The following is a 20,860-nucleotide window of genomic DNA, read 5'->3' as shown; positions in this document are numbered from 1 at the left end:
GTCTCCTTGGTTTGTCGGTTTGCGGTGAGCGCGGCAGCAGCAGGGGGCTGTTTTCGCCAGCAGTCAGCAATGTAGCAAGTTCCTGCGAATGCCGTACTGGGCCGGAAATTCAGGTCATGCGTCGGCCGACAGGCCATCATGCATCGCACTGATAACGGTGGATATGCCAATCACCTGGCGGTCAGCCCTGTTGCGCTTTACGTTCCAGTCGCCGGCTCGACTCGGACTGAAGGAAACGATTGACCCGCCTGTGCGGGACCGGCCGGCCCACGAGCGCGGCCAGCCCCTGCATGCTGCACGGCGGCAACATCATTCGGCCTTGTAGCCCGATGCCTTGATGGGCCGCTCCCAGCGCCTGAGGTCGGCGACCTGGGTCTCGCCGAGTTGCTGCGGGCCGGCGTAGTTCGCATTCAGGCCGATCTCGCGGATGCGCGCCTGGAGATCGGGCGCCTTGAGCACTTCGGCGATCGCGTCGGACAGGCGCTTGACCTTGTCGGCCGGCAGGCCTGCCGGGGCGAACAGGCCGACGAAGGCCTCAGCTGTGGCGTCGATTCCGGACTCCTTGAGCGTGGCCACGTCGGGCAGCGCCGGCGATCGCGCGTTACCCGTGACCGCGAGGATGCGCAGGCGGCCCGCGCGGTGATGCTCGATGGTCTCCGATATCGTGTCCACCATGATGGGAATCTGTCCGCCCAGCAGATCGGACACTGCCGGCGCGCCGCCCTTGTAGGCAACGTGCGTGAGCGGCACGCCTGAGGCCTGCGACAGCAGCACGCCCGCAAAGTGCGGCACGGTGCCTGCGCCCGAAGTGCCGTAGTTGGCGCGGGCCGGGTTGGCCTTGAGCCAGTTCAGCACCGCGCGGATGTCGCCGGCCGGCGCCGCCGGACCCGCCGTCACCGCGAAGTCGAAGGTCACCACGCGCGCGATGGGCGTGAAGTCCTTCACCGGGTCGTAGTTGAGGTGGTAGAGCCATGGCGAGATCACCAACGCGCCGCTGGGTGAAATGACCAGCGTGTTGCCGTCGGCCGGCGCGCGCTTTGCTTCCCCAAGCACCAGGCGACCGCCGGCTCCGGGCTTGTTCTCGACGATCACCTGCTGGCCGAGCGGCAGGCGCAGGCGCTCGGCCAGCAGCCGCGCCACGACATCGACCGAGCCGCCGGGCGCGAAGCCGACCAGCAGCTTGAGGGGGGGCTTGTCCTGGGCAAGGGCGCCCAGGGGTAGCGCGGCGGCCAGCGCCATGGTTGCAGCCACCCGATTGAAAACGCGTCGCTTCAACATGCTGAGAGTCTCCTTGGTCAGCCGAAGTCGATCAGAAACCGAATACTCGCATGGCATTGCCCGAACGCACGGCGTCGCGCTGCGCGGCGGACAGCCGCTCGGTATTGGCGAAGGACCCGCGCGTGTCGTGAACCTGGTGCGGCCAGTCGGTGCCGAACATCACCCGGTCGGCGCCGACGACCGAGATCAGGAACTCCAGCGAAGCCGGACTGTACGAGATGCAGTCGTAGTGGATGTGGCGCAGGTAGTCGATGGGCGTGCGCTGCATCTTGCGCCGCTGGGGGATTTCGACCTCGTGGCCCTTCCCGAAACGGCCGGCCAGGTAGGGCAACGCACCGCCCGCATGCGAGGCGATGATCTTGAGGTTGGGGTATTGGTCGAAGAAGCCCTCGAAGATCATGCGCGTGATGGCGAGCGTGGTGTCGAACATGAAGCCCACCGACCAGCTCAGGTCGAACTTGGTCATGTCCATCAGGTCGGCGCCCGGCGGGTCGGTGGGGTGCACCAGCACCGGCAGCGCGCGGCGGTCGATTTCGGCCCAGATGGGTGCGAAGGCCGGGTCGGTCAGGCTGCGGCCGGCGATGTTGGCCAGCACCATGACGCCGCTCGCACCGTTGTCGCAGGTGCGCTTGAGCTCGTCGAGCGCGCGCTGCGGGTATTCCCACGGCAGCGACGTGAACCAACGCAGCCGGCTCGGGTGATCGGCCTGCGCCTGCGCCAGCGAATCGTTGGATTCGCGCGCCGCTTCGCAGCTGGTTTCCTCGTCGCCCCAGAACACATTGGGGCAAGTCAGCGACATGACTGAGATATCGATGCCGGCCGCGTCCATGTGCTGGATGCGCAGATCGTAGTCGAAGTGTCCTTTCTGTGGGATGACCACGGGCGTGTCGCCACGGAATACCTCGTGCTGGCCGTCGGGGCGCTGCTGGATGTTGTAGAGGCCGCCCTTGCGCTTGAGCAGCTCCAGCCAGGGCTTTGTGAAGATGTGGGTGTGGACATCGATGACAGGCATCTAGGGGGCTCCTGTGGTGTGTGAGTGACGGATGTCTAGACACTACTGTAGTGATCTGGCATAAACGTATTGGCAGATATCTTGATACCAGGATAAGTAAATACTTATGCCCGACCGACTCACCGCCCTGGCCCTTGAAACGCTGGGCCGCATGCGCTCACGCCTGAAGGCGCGCCAGCTCAACCTGCTGGTCGCGCTGAGCGAGTACGGCTCGCTTTCCCGCGTGGCGCAGGAATGGGGGGTGACCCAGCCCTACTTGACGCAGATGCTGGCCGAGGTCGAATCCATGATGGGCACTGCTCTGTTCACGCGGCAACGCGGTGGCGTCACGCCCACGCCGGTGGGGCGCATCGCGATCTCGCGCGCATCGCGCCTGCTGGTCGACCTGCAGGACTGGGCCAACGACATGGCCGCAGCCCGCCTGGGCTTCACCGAGCGGCTCAGCATCGGCGTGATCCACTACCTGTCCGGCCAGTTGCTGTGCGACACGCTCTCGCACACGCGCGAGCAGGTCGGGCCGTTCGTGTTCTCGGTGGAGGAAGCCAGTAGCGACCGCCTGCTGGCGCTGCTTCGCGAGCACAGGCTCGAAGGCGTGGTGGCACGCGCGCGCGGCGCGGCACAGGTGCGTGACCTGCGCTGCGACATCCTGTTCCGCCAGCGCCCCGCGCTGGTGTGCCACCTCAAGACTGCCAGGCATCTGGGCAAGCGCGCGCTGGACTGGCACGAGCTCGCCACCATGGACTGGGTCCTGCCGCCCGCGGGAACGGCGCTGGGTGCCTCGGTGCTGGACCTGTTCCTGCACGTGGGCGAAGAGCCACCGGTGCCGGCCATCGAAACCCATTCGCTCAAGATCGTCGGCCGCATGATCGAGCGCAACCCGTCGATGGTGGCCATCGTGCCTGCCGACGTGGCGCACGATCTGTCCACCCGCGCGCACGTGGCCAGCGTGCCCTGCGACCTGGAGTGGCCGCTGCCGCCGGTGGCGCTTTACCGGCGCCAGGGTGCGGGTGACTCACCTACCATGGCGACTTTTGTGCGCACGCTGAAGACTCTGTGCAAGGAACGGTTCTGATGACCGCCAGTCACCTCTTCCCGACCTCCCCAATGTCCGCATCTCCCGAACCAACACCGTCCCAACAACTCTCCGACCAGCAACTGGTGCAGGAAATCTGTTCGGCTCCCAATGCGCTGGAAGCCCACCGCCGGTTCGAGAAGAACGCGGCCGCCTTGGAAGAATGGCAGATCCTCTTTGCGGAGGAGAGCAACGCCGGATCCATCAAGCTGCTGGATCGGACACTAGGCCCCGCCGGCGTTGCGACGTCTGTATTCCGCGGGAAATCGCTATGGCTGATGGACGCGCCATTTGTCTCGCAATCCGGGCCAATGGGCTTTCACGGCGGCTCGGCCATGTTCGTAGACTCCAATGCGGCCACCTATATTCGCAAGATCGCCTACCAGGACAACCCGTCTCCGGAAGCGTTGAACCGGGCTGATCTGATCAACCAGATCGGACCAAGGCTGCAACAGCTCAACCCCTATCTCTATCTGTGGGAGTCGCTCCGGTCCTGGAACGATGAGACGGTCGCCAGATGCAAAGAGTCAGTAGCCGCGATCCATGCGCTGTCGTCCTCCGGCAGCAAGCTGACTGCGGAATGGGGTCGGCGCTTCCGCGCGGAGTTCCGTGAGAGTGCAGAGAATTTTGCCACCGGCCTGATGGCGGAATTCGAACGGAACCTGAAGGCTGGGCTTTTCGCCGGCCTGGAGGACCAGCTCGATCTGATGGAGGCGATCCTGGTTCGGAGCCAGATCATCGAGCTGAGTTCCAACAAGGCCAAGGAGCACAAGCTGGCGCAGTTGGTCGAGTACATGCACGAAGAACTGTCCACAATCATGCTACGGGAGCTGATCGTCTGCGGTGACATCCTGCTGCGCAGCAACCGATCAAGGATCTCCAGGAAGCTCAATTCCATCCAGAACCATGCCGATCCCCTCGCGCTGATCAGAAACTGCGCTTGGGACATGTACATTCCTCGCGCCCTGGATGCCTTGACCTCCGTCACTCCTGACCAGGCTCCTCACGTGGACTTCTATGTGGCGGAGGTGCTCAGCTTCGACGGCGACGTATCAGACATCATCAACACCACGAAGTTGAGGGCGATCGCCGTGCATCGGCCTTCGAAGCAGAACTTCCCGTTCTTCGATAGCGATGTGGCCGAGTGGTTGGGCAACCGCCTCGGGCCGAAACGCATGGACGCGCTGTCGGACTACTTCCTGCCGGAAGCCTTCATGGATCGAGCCAGGCGCCGGCCCTCAACGTCGGTCCGGTCCATTCTGGAAGCAGACCGCGAGGAGCTGATGCAGTTGATCCGGCAAAAGAAGGGTTGAACTCGAAACCGGGCCGCCCAGACTGTTGGCAATTTGCTGCATGGCCCGGCCCCCTCGACTGCCGAAGCCGCCCCCTGCAGTAGTCGAGAGGCTGCTCAGGGTCGGAAGCGGCAGTTTGCTGGAACGCCACCAAACCGCTAAAACGACCACAAGCTGTATATACTCGCTCCACACATAGCGCACGACCTGCCGCCAAGGCAGTAGCGAAAGGTGACGGTACAAAAAGATGAAAAATACCGTATATCTCGCCTTGCCCGCGATGTTGGGAGCGGGTTGACCCGCGCCAACCATGGGCCAGACTCCTCCACGCACCCAGTTGCTGGCAACAACGGCCGGCGGCACCATGCCAGCGATCCCTACCACGCCGCGCTATGGCAGCGCGACTTCTCACTGGGACGGCTTTGTACTGGAGCGCCACCTGCTGCCCGCCGGCGCCCTGGACACCACGGTCATGCCCGTGCACTGCCTGGCCGTCCCGATCGGCCGGCATCCCGTCGCGATCCGCTGGCACGTCAACGGGCGGCGCCTGGACGGGGCGATGGCGCCAAACCAGGTCTATTTTCGCGCCGCAGGCGATGCGCTTTCCAGCGCCTGGTCAGCCCCGCTGGATGCCATCTATTTTTCCGTGCGGCCCGATGCCGTTGTCCTGGCGCATGAACAGACGCACGAACGCAGCGCGCCCGAGCTGCGCTCGGACTTCGCCGGCGGCGCCGACAATGGCCTGGTGCAACTGGTGCTGGCGCTGGACGCCCATGTCCGGGGCGGCAGCGTGGGCGGCAGCCTGCTCGACCAATCCTTGCTGCTGGCCATCAGCCTGCGCGTGGGCCTCCTCTATGGCGGCGGGAGGCAGGACGCAAGCGCTCTGGCAGCCCGGCAACGGGGTCTTTTGCCCAGGCACACGCTGGCGCGGCTGGACGATTTCATCCTCGCCCACCTGTCTCAGCCGCTCACCATCGACGCGATCGCCGCCGCGGTTCATATCAGCCCCTTCCACCTGTGCCGGATGTTCCGCAAGACGCGCCAGGTCAGCCTTTGGCAATACGTGCTGAGTTGCCGCGTCGAGTATGCGCGCAAACTGATACGGCGCCACCCCGATATGTCCCTGTCCGATGTGGCGGCCGCAAGCGGGTTCGATTCCTACACACAATTCTTCGCTGCCTTCCGCAAGTTCAGCGGGGCATCGCCAAGCGATTTCCGCCGCAATGCGCATGTGCAAGCCAGGCAAGCCTGACCTGACAGCCGACGCACAAGCCTGCTCCCCAGAATTATTCGCAAGAAACCGCAAGTACGGGCGTGGCGGATCTCGTATTGTCCTTGTATCCCCCCGAATGGGGGACAAGTCAGACAGAGCAAGGCGGGCAATCAGGCCGCGCGGGGTAAACCCCCCGGCAGATGCGCGGCGCAGGCGCCCAGGGGGAGCGCGATGAAAGAAGAAGTGATGCATCAGACCATACGAGGTCTGTACGAGGGCATCCTTGACGAAACCGCCTGGCAGTCCAGCCTGGCCCTGCTGCGCGATGCCAGTGAAAGCATGCACGCCGCGCTGGTGGAGTTCGACGCGCTCAGCCAGCGGTTGCGGGTCAGCGAGATCCATGCCCTGAACCAGGAACTGGTCGACGCCTACAACGACCACTACCAGGCCGAGGACCCGTCGCGGACATACACGCGCCAGATGGCGGTGGGTGACTGGTATATCGATTCGCGCGACCTGGGCCTGGCAAATATGAGCCGGCTGCCCTTTTATAGCGAGTTCATGCACGGGTTCAATCTGAGTTCCGTCATGGGCTGCCTGGTCGAGCGCAAGCCGCACCGCGAAATCTATTTGTCGCTGCAAAAGCCGCTCGGACAACAACCGTTCCACGCTGACGACGCGCGCCGGCTAGGCTGGGCCATCCCGCACCTGCGTCAGGCACTGAGCCTGCGCGAGCGCACGCTGGACGTCACCATGCTCGGTGAGCTCTCTGCGCAAGTGCTGGAGCGACTCCCCTTTGGCCTGATCGTCGTCGCGCCCGACGGCAAGGTGCTGCTCAGCAATGCCCGTGGCGAACACTGGGTGAGGCGGCTGTTGCCGGGCAAGCAGGGTGAGCCCGGAGCCCGGGCGTGCCATGACGACTGGTGCCTGAGCCGGCCGTTCCGGGAGATGCTGGCTGCGGCCTGCAGCCCTGAAGCGGCCATGCCGGCCCAGGCCGCGCATGCCCGTGACGGCAGCGGGCACAGCGCAAGCGTCATCGTGCTGCCGCTGCCGCCGGCCCATCGCCTGGCCAGCCGATGGCAGCGCCCCGCCGCCCTGGTTGCAGTCCGCGAGGTCGGCGCTGCTCCGCCCCAGCCCCTGCTGGCGGGCGTGCTACGCGAACTGTATGGCCTCACCGCATCCGAGGTTCGACTGGCGACCGTGCTCACCGCGGGCATCGGGCTGCCCGAAGCCTGCGCGCGGCTCGGCATCCGCCACGAGACTGCCCGCAGCCAGCTCAAAGCGATCTTCAACAAGACCGAGACCGGCAGCCAGGCCAGCCTCGCTCACCTGCTGAGCGAACTTGGTGCGTGCATGGGCCCTGGCTGATGACGGTCCGTTGCCGCTTTCGAGGGCCACGGACATGTCGAATACCAGGGAGCAATATTCACGTCTACACCGGGCCAGCGCATCCGACCCGCCTGCTATCTCCGATCCCCGTGCCGTCTCACCGGGCCGCCGCCCGTAGTGCCGCCATGAACTGCAGCATGGCCTCCGACGGCAGCTCATTCTTGCGGGTGACAATGCCGTAGCTCGACATGGCGCGCCGGATCGGCACCGGCACGTGCGCCAGCATGCCTTCCGCGACGAAGCGCTCGACCACGGCGCGCGGCTGCAGCGAAAGCATATCCGTCGCCTGCAGCAGTTCCAGGGTGGAAAAGATTGACGGTGTTTCCACCATGCCGACCAGGCCCTGGATGCCTGCCGCCGCAATGGTTTCATCGAACAGTTGCCGGATGGCGGTGAGCTGCGGGTAAAGGATCCACGGCCATGCGCCGATGTCGGCAATTTCCAGCCTGGGCCTGTCCAGCAGGGGATGTCCCGGCCGGCAGACGACCCATACCGGCTCTGGCGACAGTGCCTCGAAATCGAAGATCGCCTGGTGCCGTGGCTCGGTCAGACGCCCGACCATGATATCCAGCTTCCGGTCTTCCAGCCAGACGGCGAGCTGGTCACTGCTCTGCTCGATCAGCTTGACGACCAGCCGCGGGCGCTGCTGCAGGATCTCGCGGATCGCCGTGGTCACCACCTGCGCGGCCGACGCCGAAATCGCGCCAACGGTGAGGTGGCCGTGCCCGCCGGCCCGTAGCGCTTCAAGCTCGCTCACAAACTTGCCGAGCTCGGCCAGCGCCGTCGACGCGTAGCGCAGCGCGAACTCGCCCAGTTCGGTCGGGCGCATATCCCTTGGCAAGCGATCGAACAGCCTGGCCTGCAGGGTGTCTTCAATATCGCTCAGTATCTTCGTGGCAGCCGGCTGGGTGATATGCAATTGCTCGGCCGCGATGCGCAGGTTGCGGCTGCGTCCCAGCACATCCAACAGCTGCAGGTGCCGGAAGCGCAGCTTGGCAAGCACGGCGGAAGGGGCGGAAGCAGTCTGTCTGGCCATGAAGGGGTAAACCCGGCTGAATCAATAACTAAACGGAATCGATTCTACCCAATAATCGATTGGATGTTTATGGGACTGCCACGTAGAGTTCCACCCGACGCCGCGGTGGTCGCGGCGCTCATGACAACAACATCAGGTGGAGACAATCGATGGCATTGCCGCTCACGCTCAGCGCAACGCAAACGCTTCCTGCCGACGGGCTGGCGGGGACGCTGGTCGGCCGCGCATGGATCCCGGCCAGTGACGGCGCTCCGGCCGGCCCGGCTGTCGTGGTCCTGCGGCCGGATGGGGTATTCGACATATCGGATGTCGCTCCGACCATGAGCACCCTGCTCGAACAGGGCGACCCGGTGACGGTCGTGCACAATACGCCCGGCCGCTGGATCGGCAAGCTCGACGACCTGCTGGCCAACACGGCCGATCCGCGCGGCAGCGACAGCGTGGCCCGCCTGCTGGCGCCATGCGACCTGCAGGTGATCAAGGCGGCAGGCGTGACCTTTGCCGGCAGCCTGGTCGAGCGTGTCATCGAAGAGCAGACCAAGGGCGACCCGCAAGGCGCCGCCGAGGTCCGCAACCGGATCCAGGCGCTGGTGGGCGAGCGCCTGTCCCGGATCCGGCCGGGTTCCCGCGAGGCGGGCGAACTCAAGGCCTTGCTGATCGAGCATGGCATGTGGTCGCAATACCTTGAGGTGGGCATCGGCCCGGACGCCGAGATCTTCACCAAGGCACCGCTGCTTTCGGCGCTTGGCACCGGCACGGAAATCGGCCTGCATCCCGGCTCGGCATGGAACAATCCGGAACCCGAGATCGTGCTGGCCATCAACAGCCGCGGTGATGTGCTCGGCGCCACGCTGGGCAATGACGTCAACCTGCGCGACTTCGAGGGCCGCAGTGCGTTGCTGCTGGGCAAGGCCAAGGACAATAACGGCTCCTGCGCGATCGGTCCGTTCCTGCGCCTGTTCGACCAGAGCTTCTCGCTCGACGACGTGCGGCGGGCGACGGTGGATCTGCGCGTCGATGGCCTGGATGGCTTCGTGTTGTCCGGCACCAGCTCGATGGACCAGATCACGCGCGACCCGCTGGAGCTGGCCGAGCAGGCAATGGGGGCGACCCACCAGTATCCCGATGGCGCCATGCTGTTCCTCGGTACGCTGTTCGCGCCGGTGGAAGACCGCGACACCGCGGGCGGCGGCTTCACCCACAAGGATGGCGATCTTGTCACCATCTCCAGCCGCCAGCTCGGCAGCCTGGTCAACCGCGTGGGCCGCAGCGACCGTATCGCTCCATGGACGTTCGGCGTACGCGCCCTGATGGCCAACCTGGCCGCACGTGGCCACACCACTTTCTGAACGGCGATTTCTGAACGGGCGCCACGGCGCCCCGCCCTGAACACCGCAGCTACCCTCGCGCAAGCAAAAGACGGGGATGCCGCAATCCATGACATGAGGCCGCGCCACGCGGCTTCGTACCGGAGACAACCCATGCAGACTCAAGCTGCCAACCGAGATCCGCTCGCAAGCGCGGTAAGCAAGGCCCGCCTGCGCCTCGCTCCTTTCCTTGCACTGATGTTCGCGCTGTCGATGCTCGACCGCTCCAACGTCGGCTTCGTCAAGCAAGCCCTGATGGTCGATTCCAATATCGGCAACGCGGCCTATGCGCTTGGCGCCGGCATCTTCTTCATCGGCTATGCCGTCTTCGAAATCCCCAGCAACCTGATCCTGCACCGGGTCGGCGCCAGGGTCTGGCTCAGCCGCATCATGGTCACCTGGGGGCTGGCGTCGGCCGCCATGATGTTCGCGCATGACGAGACCTCGTTCTACGTGCTGCGCTTTATCCTTGGCGTCGCCGAGGCGGGCTTCTCGCCGGGCGTGATCCTGTACTCGACCTACTGGTTCCCTGCCAGCCAGCGCGGCAAGGCGCTCGGCGTCTACTACTTCGGCTTGCCGGTGGCACTGGTGCTGGGCGGGCCGGTCTCGGGGCTGCTGCTCGATGTGATGGGTGGCCAGCTGGGCCTGCGCAACTGGCAATGGATGTTCATCATCGAAGGCCTGGCGGCGTCCGTGGTGGGCGTGATCGCCTTCTTCTACCTGGTCAGCAAGCCGCGCGATGCCAAGTGGCTGAACGCCGACGAGAAGACTGCGCTCGAAGCCGCTATCGCCGCGGAAGACAACCAGAAGACCGCGCATGGCCCGGCAACCGCACTGAGCGCGCTGGGCAGCTGGCAAGTGCTGCGTTTCGTCGCCATCTACTTCGCCATCCAGGTCAGCGTCTACGGCGTCATCTTCTACCTGCCGACGCGTATTTCCGAGCTAACCGGCACAGCGATCGGTGCCAAGGTCGGCCTGCTCACCGCGATTCCGTGGCTGTGCGCGCTGGTTTCCCTGCGCCTGATCACCGGCATCGCGGATGCCAGGGGCAAGCAACGGGAATTCGCCATGGCCATGCTCGCCATGGCGGCCACCGGCATCGCACTGTCGACGCTGGGGCACGAACTGGCGCCCGTGCTGATGGCGTTCTGCCTGGCTACCGTCGGCTTTGTCGTGGTCCAGCCGCTGTTCTGGACGCTGCCCACCGCATACCTGAGTGGCACCGCCGCGGCCAGCGGCATCGCCCTGATCGGTGCGCTGGGCAATCTCGGTGGCTTTATCGCGCCGACGCTGAAGACCGCGGTTGAATCCGCATTCCATAGCCAGCAAGCGGGCATGCTGGCCCTGGCCATCGCGGGCGTGGTCGGTGTGCTGCTGCTGATGAGCATCGGCGCACGGGCCCGCCGCACCGCGACATTGCGGCTTGGCTCCTCCGAGGCGGCCTGACTGTGTCCCGTATTCCCTGCACCAAAACACCCTGACATGACCATCCTCGGACTTCACTACATCGGCGGCGAACGCCGTGCTGCCGGCACCCCGCTGTTCAGCATCGACGCCGTGACCGGCGAGCGGCACCCGGTCAGCTTCCAGGAAGCCACCGAAGCCGAAGTTGCAGCAGCCGCGCTGGCCGCGCACCAGGCCTTCCCCGCATTGCGCGCCACCAGCCCGGCCGAACGCGCCGCGCTGCTGGAGACCATTGCCGATGAAATCGATGCGCTGGACCAGGCGTTCATCGCGGCGGCCAGCCGCGAGACCGCCCTGCCGCCGGCGCGGCTGGAAGGCGAGCGCAAGCGCACCAGCAATCAGCTGCGCATGTTCGCGGCCACGGTACGGCGCGGCGACTTCCTCGATGTCCGCATCGACCGCGCGCAGCCTGCGCGCCAGCCGCTGCCGCGACCCGACCTGCGGCAGTACCGCGTCGGCGTGGGTCCGGTGGCGGTCTTCGGCGCAGGCAATTTCCCGCTCGCATTCTCGGTGGCCGGCGGCGACACGGCTTCGGCGCTGGCAGCAGGCTGCCCGGTGGTGGTGAAGGCGCATCCGGGCCACATGGTCACGTCTGAATACGTTGCCAATGCGATCGAACGCGCGATCGCGCGCTGCGGTGCGCAGGCGGGCGTCTTCAACATGGTGTTCGGCACCGCAGCCGCCGGGGCGGCACTGGTACGGACGCCGCACATCAAGGCAGTAGGCTTTACCGGATCACTGGCTGCGGGCCGGGCTTTGTTCGATCTGGCGCACTCGAGGCCGGATCCGATTCCGGTGTTTGCGGAGATGTCGAGCGTGAACCCGGTGATCCTGATGCCCTCGGCACTGTCCGCGCGCGGCGCGCAGATTGCGCGCGAACTGGCGGCCTCGGTCACCTTCGGCTGCGGCCAGCTCTGCACCAACCCGGGGGTGGTGCTTGGCATCCGCTCACCGGCATTCGATGCGTTCGTCGCCGAACTTGGCACGGCACTGGCGCTGGCCGAACCGCAGCCCATGCTGGGCGCCGACATCCGGGAGAATTTCCAGCGCGGGCTGGCCGGCTTGCGCGAAGTCCCCGGCGTGGAAGTCCTGGTGTCAAAGCAAGCTGACGGCCGCATTGGCGGACATCTGCTGAAGGCAGATCGCAGCGTGCTGTTTGCGGAAAATCGTCCGCTGGAGGAGGAGGTATTCGGCCCGTCGACGGTGATCGTCGCGCTGGATTCCGAAAATGACTTCCTGGCCTTTGCCGAACGGATGCGCGGCCAGCTTACGGCCACGCTGATGGCCGACGACGGTGACCTCCATCACCACGCCGCGCTGATCGAGCTATTGGAAAGCAAGGTCGGCCGTTTGCTCTTCAACGGTTATCCGACCGGCGTGGAGGTCAGCGACGCCATCGTCCACGGTGGCCCCTACCCGGCTACCACCGATGCGCGCGGCACCTCCGTCGGCAGCGCTGCCATCGAGCGCTTCCTGCGCCCGGTGTGCTACCAGAACTATCCCGATTCCGTGCTCCCACCGGCCTTGCGCGACCGTAACCCGTGGCAGCTGCCGCGCCTGGTCGACGGCGTGCCGACACGCGCCGCGCTGCAAGGCGCGCACGATCTGGAGGCCGCAGCATGAGCGTCGTCCTGGAACAGGAAGCAGCAACCGCCGCCGAACCCGTCATACGGCTGCATCCGGATGACGACGTCGTCATCGCGCGTGCGCAACTGGTGGCAGGCGCGCGCCTCGGCGCAGGCCTGGTGGTACGCGGCCTGGTGCCCGCAGGGCACAAGCTGGCAGTGCGCGCACTCGAGGCTGGCGCGCCAGTGCGCCGCTACGGACAGGTCATCGGCTTCACCACTCGCCCCGTCGCGCCTGGCGAGCACGTCCACACCCACAACCTGGCCATCGGCGAGTTCGAGCGCGACTACGCGTTTGGCACCGGTAAGCGCCCTGCCCCGGTCGCGGCGCAGCGCGCGCAATTCATGGGCATCGTTCGCGCCGATGGGCGGGTCGGCTCGCGCAACTACATCGGCATCCTTACCTCCGTCAATTGCTCGGCCACCGCGGCACGCGCCATCGCCGAGCATTTCCGGCGCGAGCTCAATCCGCATGCGCTGGCAGACTACCCGAACGTGGATGGCGTAGTGGCCCTGACGCACGGGCAAGGCTGCGCGGTGGATGGCGAAGGCGAAGGCCTGGCGCTGCTGCGGCTCACGTTGTCGGGCTATGCGCGCCACCCCAACTTTGCAGCCGTGCTGATCGTCGGGCTGGGCTGCGAAACCAACCAGATCGACGGCCTGCTCGACAGCGAGGGACTGGCGCGCGGCGCCGCGCTGAAAACCATGACCATCCAGGCCACCGGCGGCACGGCCCGTACGGTGGCGGCAGGCATCGAGCAGATCAAGGCGATGCTGACCGACGCCAACCGGGTGCGACGCGAGCCCGTCGATGCCAGCCACCTGGTGGTCGGACTGCAATGCGGCGGCTCCGACGGCTATTCCGGCATCAGCGCCAATCCCGCGCTTGGCGCAGCCGTCGACCGGCTGGTGGCGCACGGGGGTACCGCCATCCTGTCGGAGACGCCGGAGATCTATGGCGCCGAGCATTTGCTGACGCGCCGTGCCGTCTCGCCGGAAGTCGGGCACAAGCTGCTCGACCGGATCCGCTGGTGGGAAGCCTACTGCACGCGCATGAACGCCAGCCTGGACAACAACCCGTCCGCCGGCAACAAGGCGGGCGGGCTCACCACCATCCTGGAGAAATCGCTCGGTGCCGTGGCCAAGGGCGGCACCACCAACCTGGTCGACGTATACCGCTACGCAGAGCCGGTGGAGGCGGCTGGCCTGGTCTTCATGGACACCCCTGGCTACGATCCGGTCTCGGCGACCGGGCAGGTGGCCGGCGGCGCCAACCTGATCTGCTTTACCACCGGGCGCGGCTCCGCCTATGGCTGTGCACCGTCCCCGTCCCTGAAGCTCGGCACCAATACTGCCTTGTGGCAGCGCCAGCAGGAGGATATCGACATCAACTGCGGCACCGTGATCGATGGCTCGCAGACGATCGACGAGCTTGGGGAAGAGATCTTCCGCCTGATGCTGGCGACGGCTTCGGGACAGCGCTCAAAAAGCGAACTGCACGGTTACGGCCAGAACGAGTTCGTTCCCTGGCAGCTTGGCGCGATCACCTGACGGGGCGTCGCTCGCAGACTTAGCGCTTCTCAGCAGCAGCTGCGCGCGGGGAATCAGTCGGGGGCGACCGCCACACGTACCTGCTTCAATGCCTGGAACGGTTCCAACTGCTCGGCCGTGGCCGCCGCATCGGTAATCAACGTCCATGCGCGGTCGAGCGGCGTCCAGTGCTGCTGCTGTGCCCGGCCCAGCTTGGTAGCGTCGGCCAGCACAAAGATATCGGCCGCCTGGCGGACGATGCACTCCTTCAGGTAGGCCTGCTCCGCGCTGGCTTCGCACAGCCCCACGCCTGCAACCACGCCGTCCGCGCCAAGGAACGCCTTGTCGACGCTGATGCGCGACAGCGTTACCTGGGCCAGCGGACCGAAGGTGCCCATGCTGGAGGGGCGCACGTCGCCGCCGATCAGCGTCACGCGGATGCCGGGCAGGCCGGTGAGCGCGGTGACGGCCAGCAGGTTGGTGGTATAGACATGGAGGTCCTCGCGCGCCCCCAGCTGCCGAGCCAGCGCGGCGGCCGTGGTGCCGCTATCGAGCAGCACGGCGTCCCCGTCCTGCACGAAGCTCGCCGCCAGGCGGGCAATGGCTTCCTTCTGCTCACGCTGCAGCGACTTGCGCTCCTCAAGCGAAGCCTCGGGCTCGTGGCCGCCCACCTGCATCAGCGCGGCGGCGCCGCCATAGGTCCGCACAATGCGACCCTCGCGAGCCAATGCGGTCAGATCGCGGCGCACCGTGGCCACGGATACCCCGAGGCTGCCGGTCAACTGTTCGACATTGGCGACCTCGCCCGAGAGCACGAGTTCGAGAATGGCGCGGCGGCGGTCGGCGGCTTTCATGGCAGGCGAAATGAAAATGGGGGATCCTCAACGATCCCCGATCTTACAGGAGCCGGCAGCCCCGGCGTGCGCCGATGGCTCAGGCGCGGCGCGTGGCCAGCTCAGCGCCCTGGCGCAGCGCCTCCAGCAGGCTGCGTTCGTCGGCGATCCCCTTGCCGGCGATGTCGAAGGCGGTGCCGTGATCAACCGACGTGCGGATGACCGGCAGGCCCACCGTGATGTTGACGCCGGCCTCCAGGCCGAGCACCTTGACCGGCCCATGGCCCTGGTCGTGGTACATCGCCACCACCAGATCGAAGTCCCCGCGGCCGGCGCGATAGAACAGCGTGTCGGCGGGCAGCGGACCTTCCACGTCCCAGCCGCGCGCGCGCAAGGCCTCGACCGCCGGGATGATTTTTTCCGCCTCCTCGCCGTGGCCGAACAGGCCGTTCTCGCCGGCGTGCGGATTGATGCCGCACACGCCGATGCGCGGCGATGCAATGCCAGCGCGCTGCAGCGTCTGATGGCCGCGCTCAATGGTGCGCTGGACCAGCCCCGGCTCGATCTTGCGGATGGCGTCGAGCAGGCCGATGTGCGTGGTGACGTGGATCACGCGCAGCTTCGGCGCCACCAGCATCATCGACACCTCCGGGGTGCCGGTCAGGTACGCCAGCATTTCCGTGTGGCCGGGAAACTTGTGACCCCCCGCGTGCAGGGCTTCCTTGTTCAGCGGCGCTGTGCAGATCGCATCGATCTTCTCGTCGCGGGTCAGCGCCACCGCGCGCTCGATGTAGCGGAAGGCGGCATCACCGGCGACGGCGGACAGCTTCCCGAAGGGCAGGCCTTCCGGGATCAGGCCCAGGTCGATGCAGTCGATGGTGCCGGACTGGAAGCGCGCTTCCTCCGGGGCCTGGATGGCGCGCAGCTTGAGCGGGGAGCCGACGAGCCGGCCGGCCACTTCCAGCCGGCGCGCGTCGCCGATGACGAGCGGGCGGCATTGCGCACGAACGCTGTCATGCGCGAGGCTCTTGACAACGACTTCGGGGCCGATGCCTGTGGCATCGCCCATGGTGATACCGATGACGGGGAGGTAGTCGCTCATTGATGTGTCTCTTGTCGAGTGTGGCGCGGCGCGCCGTCAGGCTGACGGCGCGCGGGATTCAGTCATAGCCTGCCAGGCATGCCACAGGGCGGCCTCGGAGCCGAATGCGCCGGCCTTGGTAGCAACGCGGCGCGCGGGCAGGCCGGGCAGCGCAGGGGTGTCGGACAACGGCACACCGGGCTCGACTTCGCGCCGCAGCATCAGGGCGCCGATGCCGGCCGCCGAGAGCATGGCCCGGGCCGTCTCGCCGCCGGTGGCGATCAGGCCGCGCGTATGCTGGAAGCCGGGCAGGGACAATTGCGCCAGCGCGGCGCTCAGGCGCGGCCCTTCGCCCGGGTCGAACGCGTCGTCGCGACCAATGCTGACCAGCAGGTCGCGGCCAGCCCGCAGGCATCCGGTGATCGATTGCTGCGCGGCGTCCCAGTCAGCGTGGCCCGCGCCTTCACGCAAGATCCGCGGCGGAACCACCAGCGACTGCATCCCGGTGCGTTCGCGCAGGCAAGCGGCCTGTCGCCCGGAGATGCCCGAGAGGCTGCCGACCAGCGTCAAGACCGGGCCGCCCTCAGGGGCAGGCAGCGGCTGCGGCGCACCGCCCTCGAACAGGCATGGTGCAGCCAGCGCACGAGCCAGGCCGCCCGAGCCGACCCAGAATGCGGGGACGTCGAGCTGCGCCGTGGCCGCGGCGAGCGCCGCCAGGTCTTGCTCCGTCTGAGCATCGCAGACTACCGCCCGCACACCTTCGCGCGCCAGTCCGGCGATGGTTAGCCGCAGGGTCGCGTCACCCGCACGCACCGTGTCCAGCGGCAACAGGGTCGCCCGCAGCCCCCGCGCGGCCAGCAGCGCGACAAGGTCGGCACGTCCGGTAAGCGCTTCCAGGCGCCAGATGTCGGAGTCTTCCAGCGGCTGGCCGTTCACGAACATGCAGCCGCCGGCCGTGGTGCGGCCAGTGGCCGGAAAGGCCGGCGCGACGATGGCAAGGCCGGCCAGCGGCGCCAGCGCCGCGGTTTCGGCAGCCCAGTTGCCTCGCAACGTGGAATCGATCTTCTTGTACAGCCGCCGGCTGGCGCCCTGGCCGCGATGCCAGGCTTCGAGATTGCGCGCCGCCGCCTCCTGGGGCGCCATGCGGCGGCTGTCGACGTCGCAAGCCACTACGTCGGCCTGCGACAGGTCCGCGCCCGCAGGCGCCGCCTCCAGCGTTACGACGGTCCGGGCGCCAGACATGGCGTAGCCGATCGCGCAGTCTGCAGCGCCTGACAGGTCGTCGGCGATGATAAGCCAGCTCATGCGGCGGTCCTCACCAACGCCTCGGCCTCCTTGCCCGCCACGCGGCGGGCAATCCAGGCGGTCACCAATGGCGTCAGTACGGCGGTGACCACCACGCAGGCGGCCACCAGGATCGTGGCGCTCTTGGCCGATTCTGCGTAGACCGGATTAGCCGCCGCTACCAGCGTCGGCACGGCGGCGGCATTGCCGGCGGTGCTGGCGGCCGCGACACCTGCCACACCCGTGCCGCCGGTGAGGCGGTCAGCGAAGTACAGCGCGCAGCCGGTGACGGCCACCACGGCAACACCAAGGCCGAGGCCCAGCATGCCCGCCTGCCAGACCTTGTGCAGGTCCAGGCCTGCGCCCAGCGCCAGTGCGAAAAAGGGAATCATGACCGGCACGGCCTTACCCAGGAAATCGCGCATCTCCCGATCCAGGTTGCCCAGCAACATGCCAAGCATGAGCGGAAGGATGCTGCCGACCATCGTCGGCCATGGGAACGCGGACAAACCCGCCACGCCCAGCGTCACCATCGTCAGGAACGGGCCGGACTCGAGCGACATGATGCTGTAGGCGCCCACGTCTTCAGGCTTGCCGTACTGGCCCATCAGCGCCATGTACAGGCCGCCGTTGGTGTCGTTCATCGCGGCCACCACGGCAAGCGTCGACAAGCCGGCAAACATCCCGGCACTGATCGGCGCCTCGCCCAGGAAGTGCCCCATGATCACGCCCAACACCATTGCCGTGCCGACCTTGGTGCCGAACAACACGCCGCCCTTCTTGAGAATGTAAGGCGTGGCTTTGATGTTGATGCTTGCCCCCATGCAGACATAGAACACCGCGAGGATGGGCAGGGCACCGGTAAAAAGCGCGCCGGTAAACGATCCAAAAAACTTCGGCCCATCCGGCGCGAACGTGGCAACGAGCGAACCGATCAGCAGCGGCACGATCATCATGCCGCCGGGCACGCGCTCGATGGCGCGTTTGATAGAAATCTGCATGGTTGTCTCCTGCCGCTGAGGATGCGGCCTTGTATGTTTCGAGCAAACATTTGATCGAATCGATCAAATGTCATCAGAGTGTAGTGCAGCTGACTGAATTTGACTAGTTCAATCATTTATTTGATCGAAAGGATCACATCGAGACAGAATACTGGCAGGTAGCGGGTTCAGAAAAGGCACCGCAGGTCACTCCATTGTGTCCTGCGACATGCCGAGCACCGGCCCTCTGCGTCGTCTATCCGCGATAGCGCCGCGTCTGGCACGAGGTGCTGCAACACTGGCGCCGTGAGGGGCGAGATGCGTGGATCCGTGACACGCCCCTCGCTGAGCCGTTTGAGCTGGAATTTGACGACGGCCATTGGCCAGGGAGCCCGGCATCTTGTTCCTCCAGGTGATCGACCGCAGCGCGGGCGCACTGATCGACGAGATCAACGGCAACAGGGAAGGTGAAGATTGCGAGGACAAGGCCAGGCGGGTCCTAAAGCGATTGAATCAGGATGACAACAGCGCCCGGGCTGGTCTCCCTGGCCGTAGGACGAGGACGTCAAGAAAAGGAATTCCTCTGTAACGAGGCGTCAGGTTCGCCTATGCTGTCCAATGCGGCAGATGCAAAATCCGCACAGGTCCGACGGATCTGAAAACAAGAAGGGGGAAGTCCCCGGAACGGAAAGCGCCATCCGGATTGCGCTTTCCGTGCGCTTGCTTGGCCGAGTCACGGGGTGGTGACCCATCGCACACGAGGCATATTGCCAGCTCGTGGGCGGGATTCTCCGTTGACGACAACATGACAGACGCTTTCCTGTTCAGTAAGCCGTTCACGTTTCTCGCCTGCGCCGGCATGTCGGAAGTCAGGGAAGGGGTTGATGTACTGGAAGCCCTCCCCGGCCACTTGTTCTGGCTCGAGAACGAGGACTATATCCGCCGGGTCTTCGTGCCCGATTTCCTGGAACAGAGCCGCGCCGCCCTTGAGGCGGTGATGCCGGACGGGCCAGCGCTGATCGATGCGATGGCCGACGAGATCCGGCACAGCTCCCGCCTGCTGCCGGATCTGCAGCGCCTCTCTCCGGAGGTGGCCGCTGCCGCCCACTCGTACTGCTATTGGCGCTACAGCGCAGACGTGGTCGGGCGCGCGCAGGGAATTCCGCGCAGCGCCATCGAGCGCCAGTTCGACCGGGCCGCGCGGCCTCGGGACGGCGCGCACAAGCTGCAATGGATCTGCCCGTGCTGCGACGGACTGGCGCACTATCAGGTCGACGGGCTGCTGGCCTCGCAGCGGCCGGCACGGCAAGGCGGTTTTTCACTCGAATGCGCACACTGCGGACACCAGGAACGGCTGTACGCCGGTTTCCTGCATGCGGGCCGGCTGGAATGCCGCTGCGCGCATTGCACGGGGTTTATCAGGACGCTGGCCGGCCAGCTGGCCAGGCCTGCGCGCAGGCTGTGCGCGGCGCTGGAGGACTATGCATGGATGCATGCCGTGGATACCGCGGCAGAAATCCGCGAACTCTGGGAAACGTCATTGCAGATGCTGGCAAGCGGTGCCAGGCCGTCAGACAACGCGATGGCATTCGCCCTGGCCATCCAGTCAGGCGAGGCGCGCCCGATCCCGGAGATCCTCAGCCAGATCGACCCGACCCTCGAAGGCCGGTTCGACAAGAATCCAAGGGCCTGGGTACTGCTGTGCGAGCTGCTGCGCGAAGGCGTGCTGGACGCCGACTGCGCAATCTATGACCACGACGGCCGCCAGCACGTGGCACTTGAGCTAGCCCTGCTCGAAGACGACCAGGCGGCCGACAGCGCCACTGCGCAGGACAGCCTGGCTACCTTGCTGAAGGGCTACCAGCCACCGGAGCGTGATGCCTTCATCAACTGGCTGAAGGCGCTGAAGCGCTTGCGGCTTTGCACCGCCAGGTTCAATGCCGCCGTGGACGTTGCCTGGAAGCCCAACCTGGAGCATTGCCGCATCCTGACCGCGCGATGGTCTGACGGCCAGGCAGCGCCCGCCGTGCAAGCCAGCGCCGCGTGGCTGCCCCCCGCGCCGCGCCCGCGCCGCCCGGAACGGCCGGTGTACCTGGACGCAGAGCTGGAGGCGGTGCAGTTGCTGAAGTCGCTGGGCTATATCGTCCTCAGTCCTGAGGAGATTCGCTCGCAACGAGATCCCATCGAGGATATGTCGTGAACCGGAAAGCGCAGTCCCAGGGTGTCGGGAATTTTGTCCGCACTCCGATCATCTGCGGAACGTAGTTCGACTGCCTGAGCCGCGAATGTGTGTGGTTGCCAACCATCGCCTCCTGCCGGCGCCGCACGCTGCCTTGGCGGCAAAAAGTGCGCTTGCTAGACTGTCTTACGCATGCCTGGGCGGGCCTGCGGCAGCACAGCGTCC

Annotated in this window: 16 protein-coding genes and 1 pseudogene; 9 read left to right on the top strand and 8 right to left on the bottom strand. The window is 66.2% G+C overall.

Annotated features, from left to right (window positions below; genetic code table 11):
- Nucleotides 1-309: 309 nt before the first annotated feature.
- Both AC3WQZ_RS17870 and AC3WQZ_RS17865 read right to left on the bottom strand, forming a co-directional pair.
- On the bottom strand, nucleotides 310-1,278 hold the full coding sequence (locus tag AC3WQZ_RS17870) for a Bug family tripartite tricarboxylate transporter substrate binding protein (RefSeq protein WP_492300981.1): 969 nt from the start codon (nucleotides 1,276-1,278) through the stop codon (nucleotides 310-312).
- 31 nt (nucleotides 1,279-1,309) lie between these two features.
- On the bottom strand, nucleotides 1,310-2,290 hold the full coding sequence (locus AC3WQZ_RS17865) for an amidohydrolase family protein (protein WP_010812600.1): 981 nt from the start codon (nucleotides 2,288-2,290) through the stop codon (nucleotides 1,310-1,312).
- A gap of 106 nt (nucleotides 2,291-2,396) precedes the next feature.
- On the opposite strand from AC3WQZ_RS17865, the gene AC3WQZ_RS17860 reads away from it, so the two are divergent.
- The 4 genes from AC3WQZ_RS17860 to AC3WQZ_RS17845 all read left to right on the top strand — a co-directional run bounded on the left by AC3WQZ_RS17860 (nucleotide 2,397) and on the right by AC3WQZ_RS17845 (nucleotide 7,235).
- Nucleotides 2,397-3,362 carry a LysR family transcriptional regulator gene (locus tag AC3WQZ_RS17860; RefSeq protein WP_010812601.1) on the top strand — a complete coding sequence of 322 codons (966 nt, stop codon included), beginning with the start codon at nucleotides 2,397-2,399 and terminating at the stop codon, nucleotides 3,360-3,362.
- The gene (locus AC3WQZ_RS17855; protein WP_492300979.1) at nucleotides 3,362-4,675 is read left to right on the top strand and encodes a hypothetical protein; all 1,314 of its coding nucleotides are present in this window, start codon (nucleotides 3,362-3,364) and stop codon (nucleotides 4,673-4,675) included. Before AC3WQZ_RS17860 ends, AC3WQZ_RS17855 begins: the two co-directional genes overlap by 1 nt.
- Before the next feature lie 457 nt (nucleotides 4,676-5,132).
- On the top strand, nucleotides 5,133-5,906 hold the full coding sequence (locus tag AC3WQZ_RS17850; RefSeq protein ID WP_492300977.1) for a helix-turn-helix transcriptional regulator: 774 nt from the start codon (nucleotides 5,133-5,135) through the stop codon (nucleotides 5,904-5,906).
- A gap of 192 nt (nucleotides 5,907-6,098) precedes the next feature.
- Complete coding sequence (locus tag AC3WQZ_RS17845; RefSeq protein ID WP_010812604.1) at nucleotides 6,099-7,235, top strand: helix-turn-helix transcriptional regulator; 1,137 nt, start codon at nucleotides 6,099-6,101, stop codon at nucleotides 7,233-7,235.
- A gap of 118 nt (nucleotides 7,236-7,353) precedes the next feature.
- Here the strand turns inward: AC3WQZ_RS17845 and AC3WQZ_RS17840 are convergent, their stop codons facing one another.
- Nucleotides 7,354-8,292 carry a LysR substrate-binding domain-containing protein gene (locus tag AC3WQZ_RS17840; RefSeq protein ID WP_010812605.1) on the bottom strand — a complete coding sequence of 313 codons (939 nt, stop codon included), beginning with the start codon at nucleotides 8,290-8,292 and terminating at the stop codon, nucleotides 7,354-7,356.
- A gap of 149 nt (nucleotides 8,293-8,441) precedes the next feature.
- Here AC3WQZ_RS17840 and AC3WQZ_RS17835 point away from each other — a divergent pair, with 149 nt between their 5' ends.
- From AC3WQZ_RS17835 to AC3WQZ_RS17820, 4 genes are all read left to right on the top strand, one after another.
- The gene (locus AC3WQZ_RS17835; RefSeq protein WP_010812606.1) at nucleotides 8,442-9,641 is read left to right on the top strand and encodes a fumarylacetoacetate hydrolase family protein; all 1,200 of its coding nucleotides are present in this window, start codon (nucleotides 8,442-8,444) and stop codon (nucleotides 9,639-9,641) included.
- Between the two features lie 132 nt (nucleotides 9,642-9,773).
- Nucleotides 9,774-11,105 (top strand): MFS transporter, encoded by a 1,332-nt coding sequence (locus AC3WQZ_RS17830; protein ID WP_010812607.1) that lies wholly within the window; start codon nucleotides 9,774-9,776, stop codon nucleotides 11,103-11,105.
- A 36-nt stretch (nucleotides 11,106-11,141) separates the two neighbouring features.
- Nucleotides 11,142-12,746 carry an aldehyde dehydrogenase (NADP(+)) gene (locus AC3WQZ_RS17825; RefSeq protein WP_439672358.1) on the top strand — a complete coding sequence of 535 codons (1,605 nt, stop codon included), beginning with the start codon at nucleotides 11,142-11,144 and terminating at the stop codon, nucleotides 12,744-12,746.
- Nucleotides 12,743-14,299 carry a UxaA family hydrolase gene (locus tag AC3WQZ_RS17820; protein ID WP_010812609.1) on the top strand — a complete coding sequence of 519 codons (1,557 nt, stop codon included), beginning with the start codon at nucleotides 12,743-12,745 and terminating at the stop codon, nucleotides 14,297-14,299. Before AC3WQZ_RS17825 ends, AC3WQZ_RS17820 begins: the two co-directional genes overlap by 4 nt.
- Nucleotides 14,300-14,352: 53 nt before the next feature.
- Here the strand turns inward: AC3WQZ_RS17820 and AC3WQZ_RS17815 are convergent, their stop codons facing one another.
- From AC3WQZ_RS17815 to AC3WQZ_RS17795, 5 genes and pseudogenes are all read right to left on the bottom strand, one after another.
- Nucleotides 14,353-15,132, bottom strand: coding sequence for a DeoR/GlpR family DNA-binding transcription regulator (locus tag AC3WQZ_RS17815; RefSeq protein WP_010812610.1), 780 nt, complete (start codon nucleotides 15,130-15,132; stop codon nucleotides 14,353-14,355).
- 79 nt (nucleotides 15,133-15,211) lie between these two features.
- A complete protein-coding gene (gene pdxA, locus AC3WQZ_RS17810) occupies nucleotides 15,212-16,213 on the bottom strand; it encodes a 4-hydroxythreonine-4-phosphate dehydrogenase PdxA (protein ID WP_492300976.1) in 1,002 nt (333 codons plus the stop codon).
- 36 nt (nucleotides 16,214-16,249) lie between these two features.
- Entirely contained in the window at nucleotides 16,250-17,497 is a 1,248-nt protein-coding gene (dtnK, locus tag AC3WQZ_RS17805; protein ID WP_492293680.1) for a D-threonate kinase, read from the bottom strand.
- Complete coding sequence (locus AC3WQZ_RS17800) at nucleotides 17,494-18,477, bottom strand: 2-keto-3-deoxygluconate permease (protein ID WP_010812613.1); 984 nt, start codon at nucleotides 18,475-18,477, stop codon at nucleotides 17,494-17,496. The genes dtnK and AC3WQZ_RS17800 overlap by 4 nt, the downstream gene beginning before the upstream one ends.
- Before the next feature lie 235 nt (nucleotides 18,478-18,712).
- Nucleotides 18,713-18,894, bottom strand: a pseudogene (locus AC3WQZ_RS17795) (2,4-dienoyl-CoA reductase); the annotation flags it as partial.
- Between the two features lie 367 nt (nucleotides 18,895-19,261).
- Between AC3WQZ_RS17795 and AC3WQZ_RS17790 the strand changes: the two are divergent.
- Entirely contained in the window at nucleotides 19,262-20,656 is a 1,395-nt protein-coding gene (locus tag AC3WQZ_RS17790) for a hypothetical protein (RefSeq protein WP_037025637.1), read from the top strand.
- The last annotated feature ends 204 nt before the right edge of the window (nucleotides 20,657-20,860 follow it).

The organism is Cupriavidus sp. FW305-26 (assembly GCF_058787975.1).
This window is presented reverse-complemented; position numbering and strand designations above follow the sequence as displayed.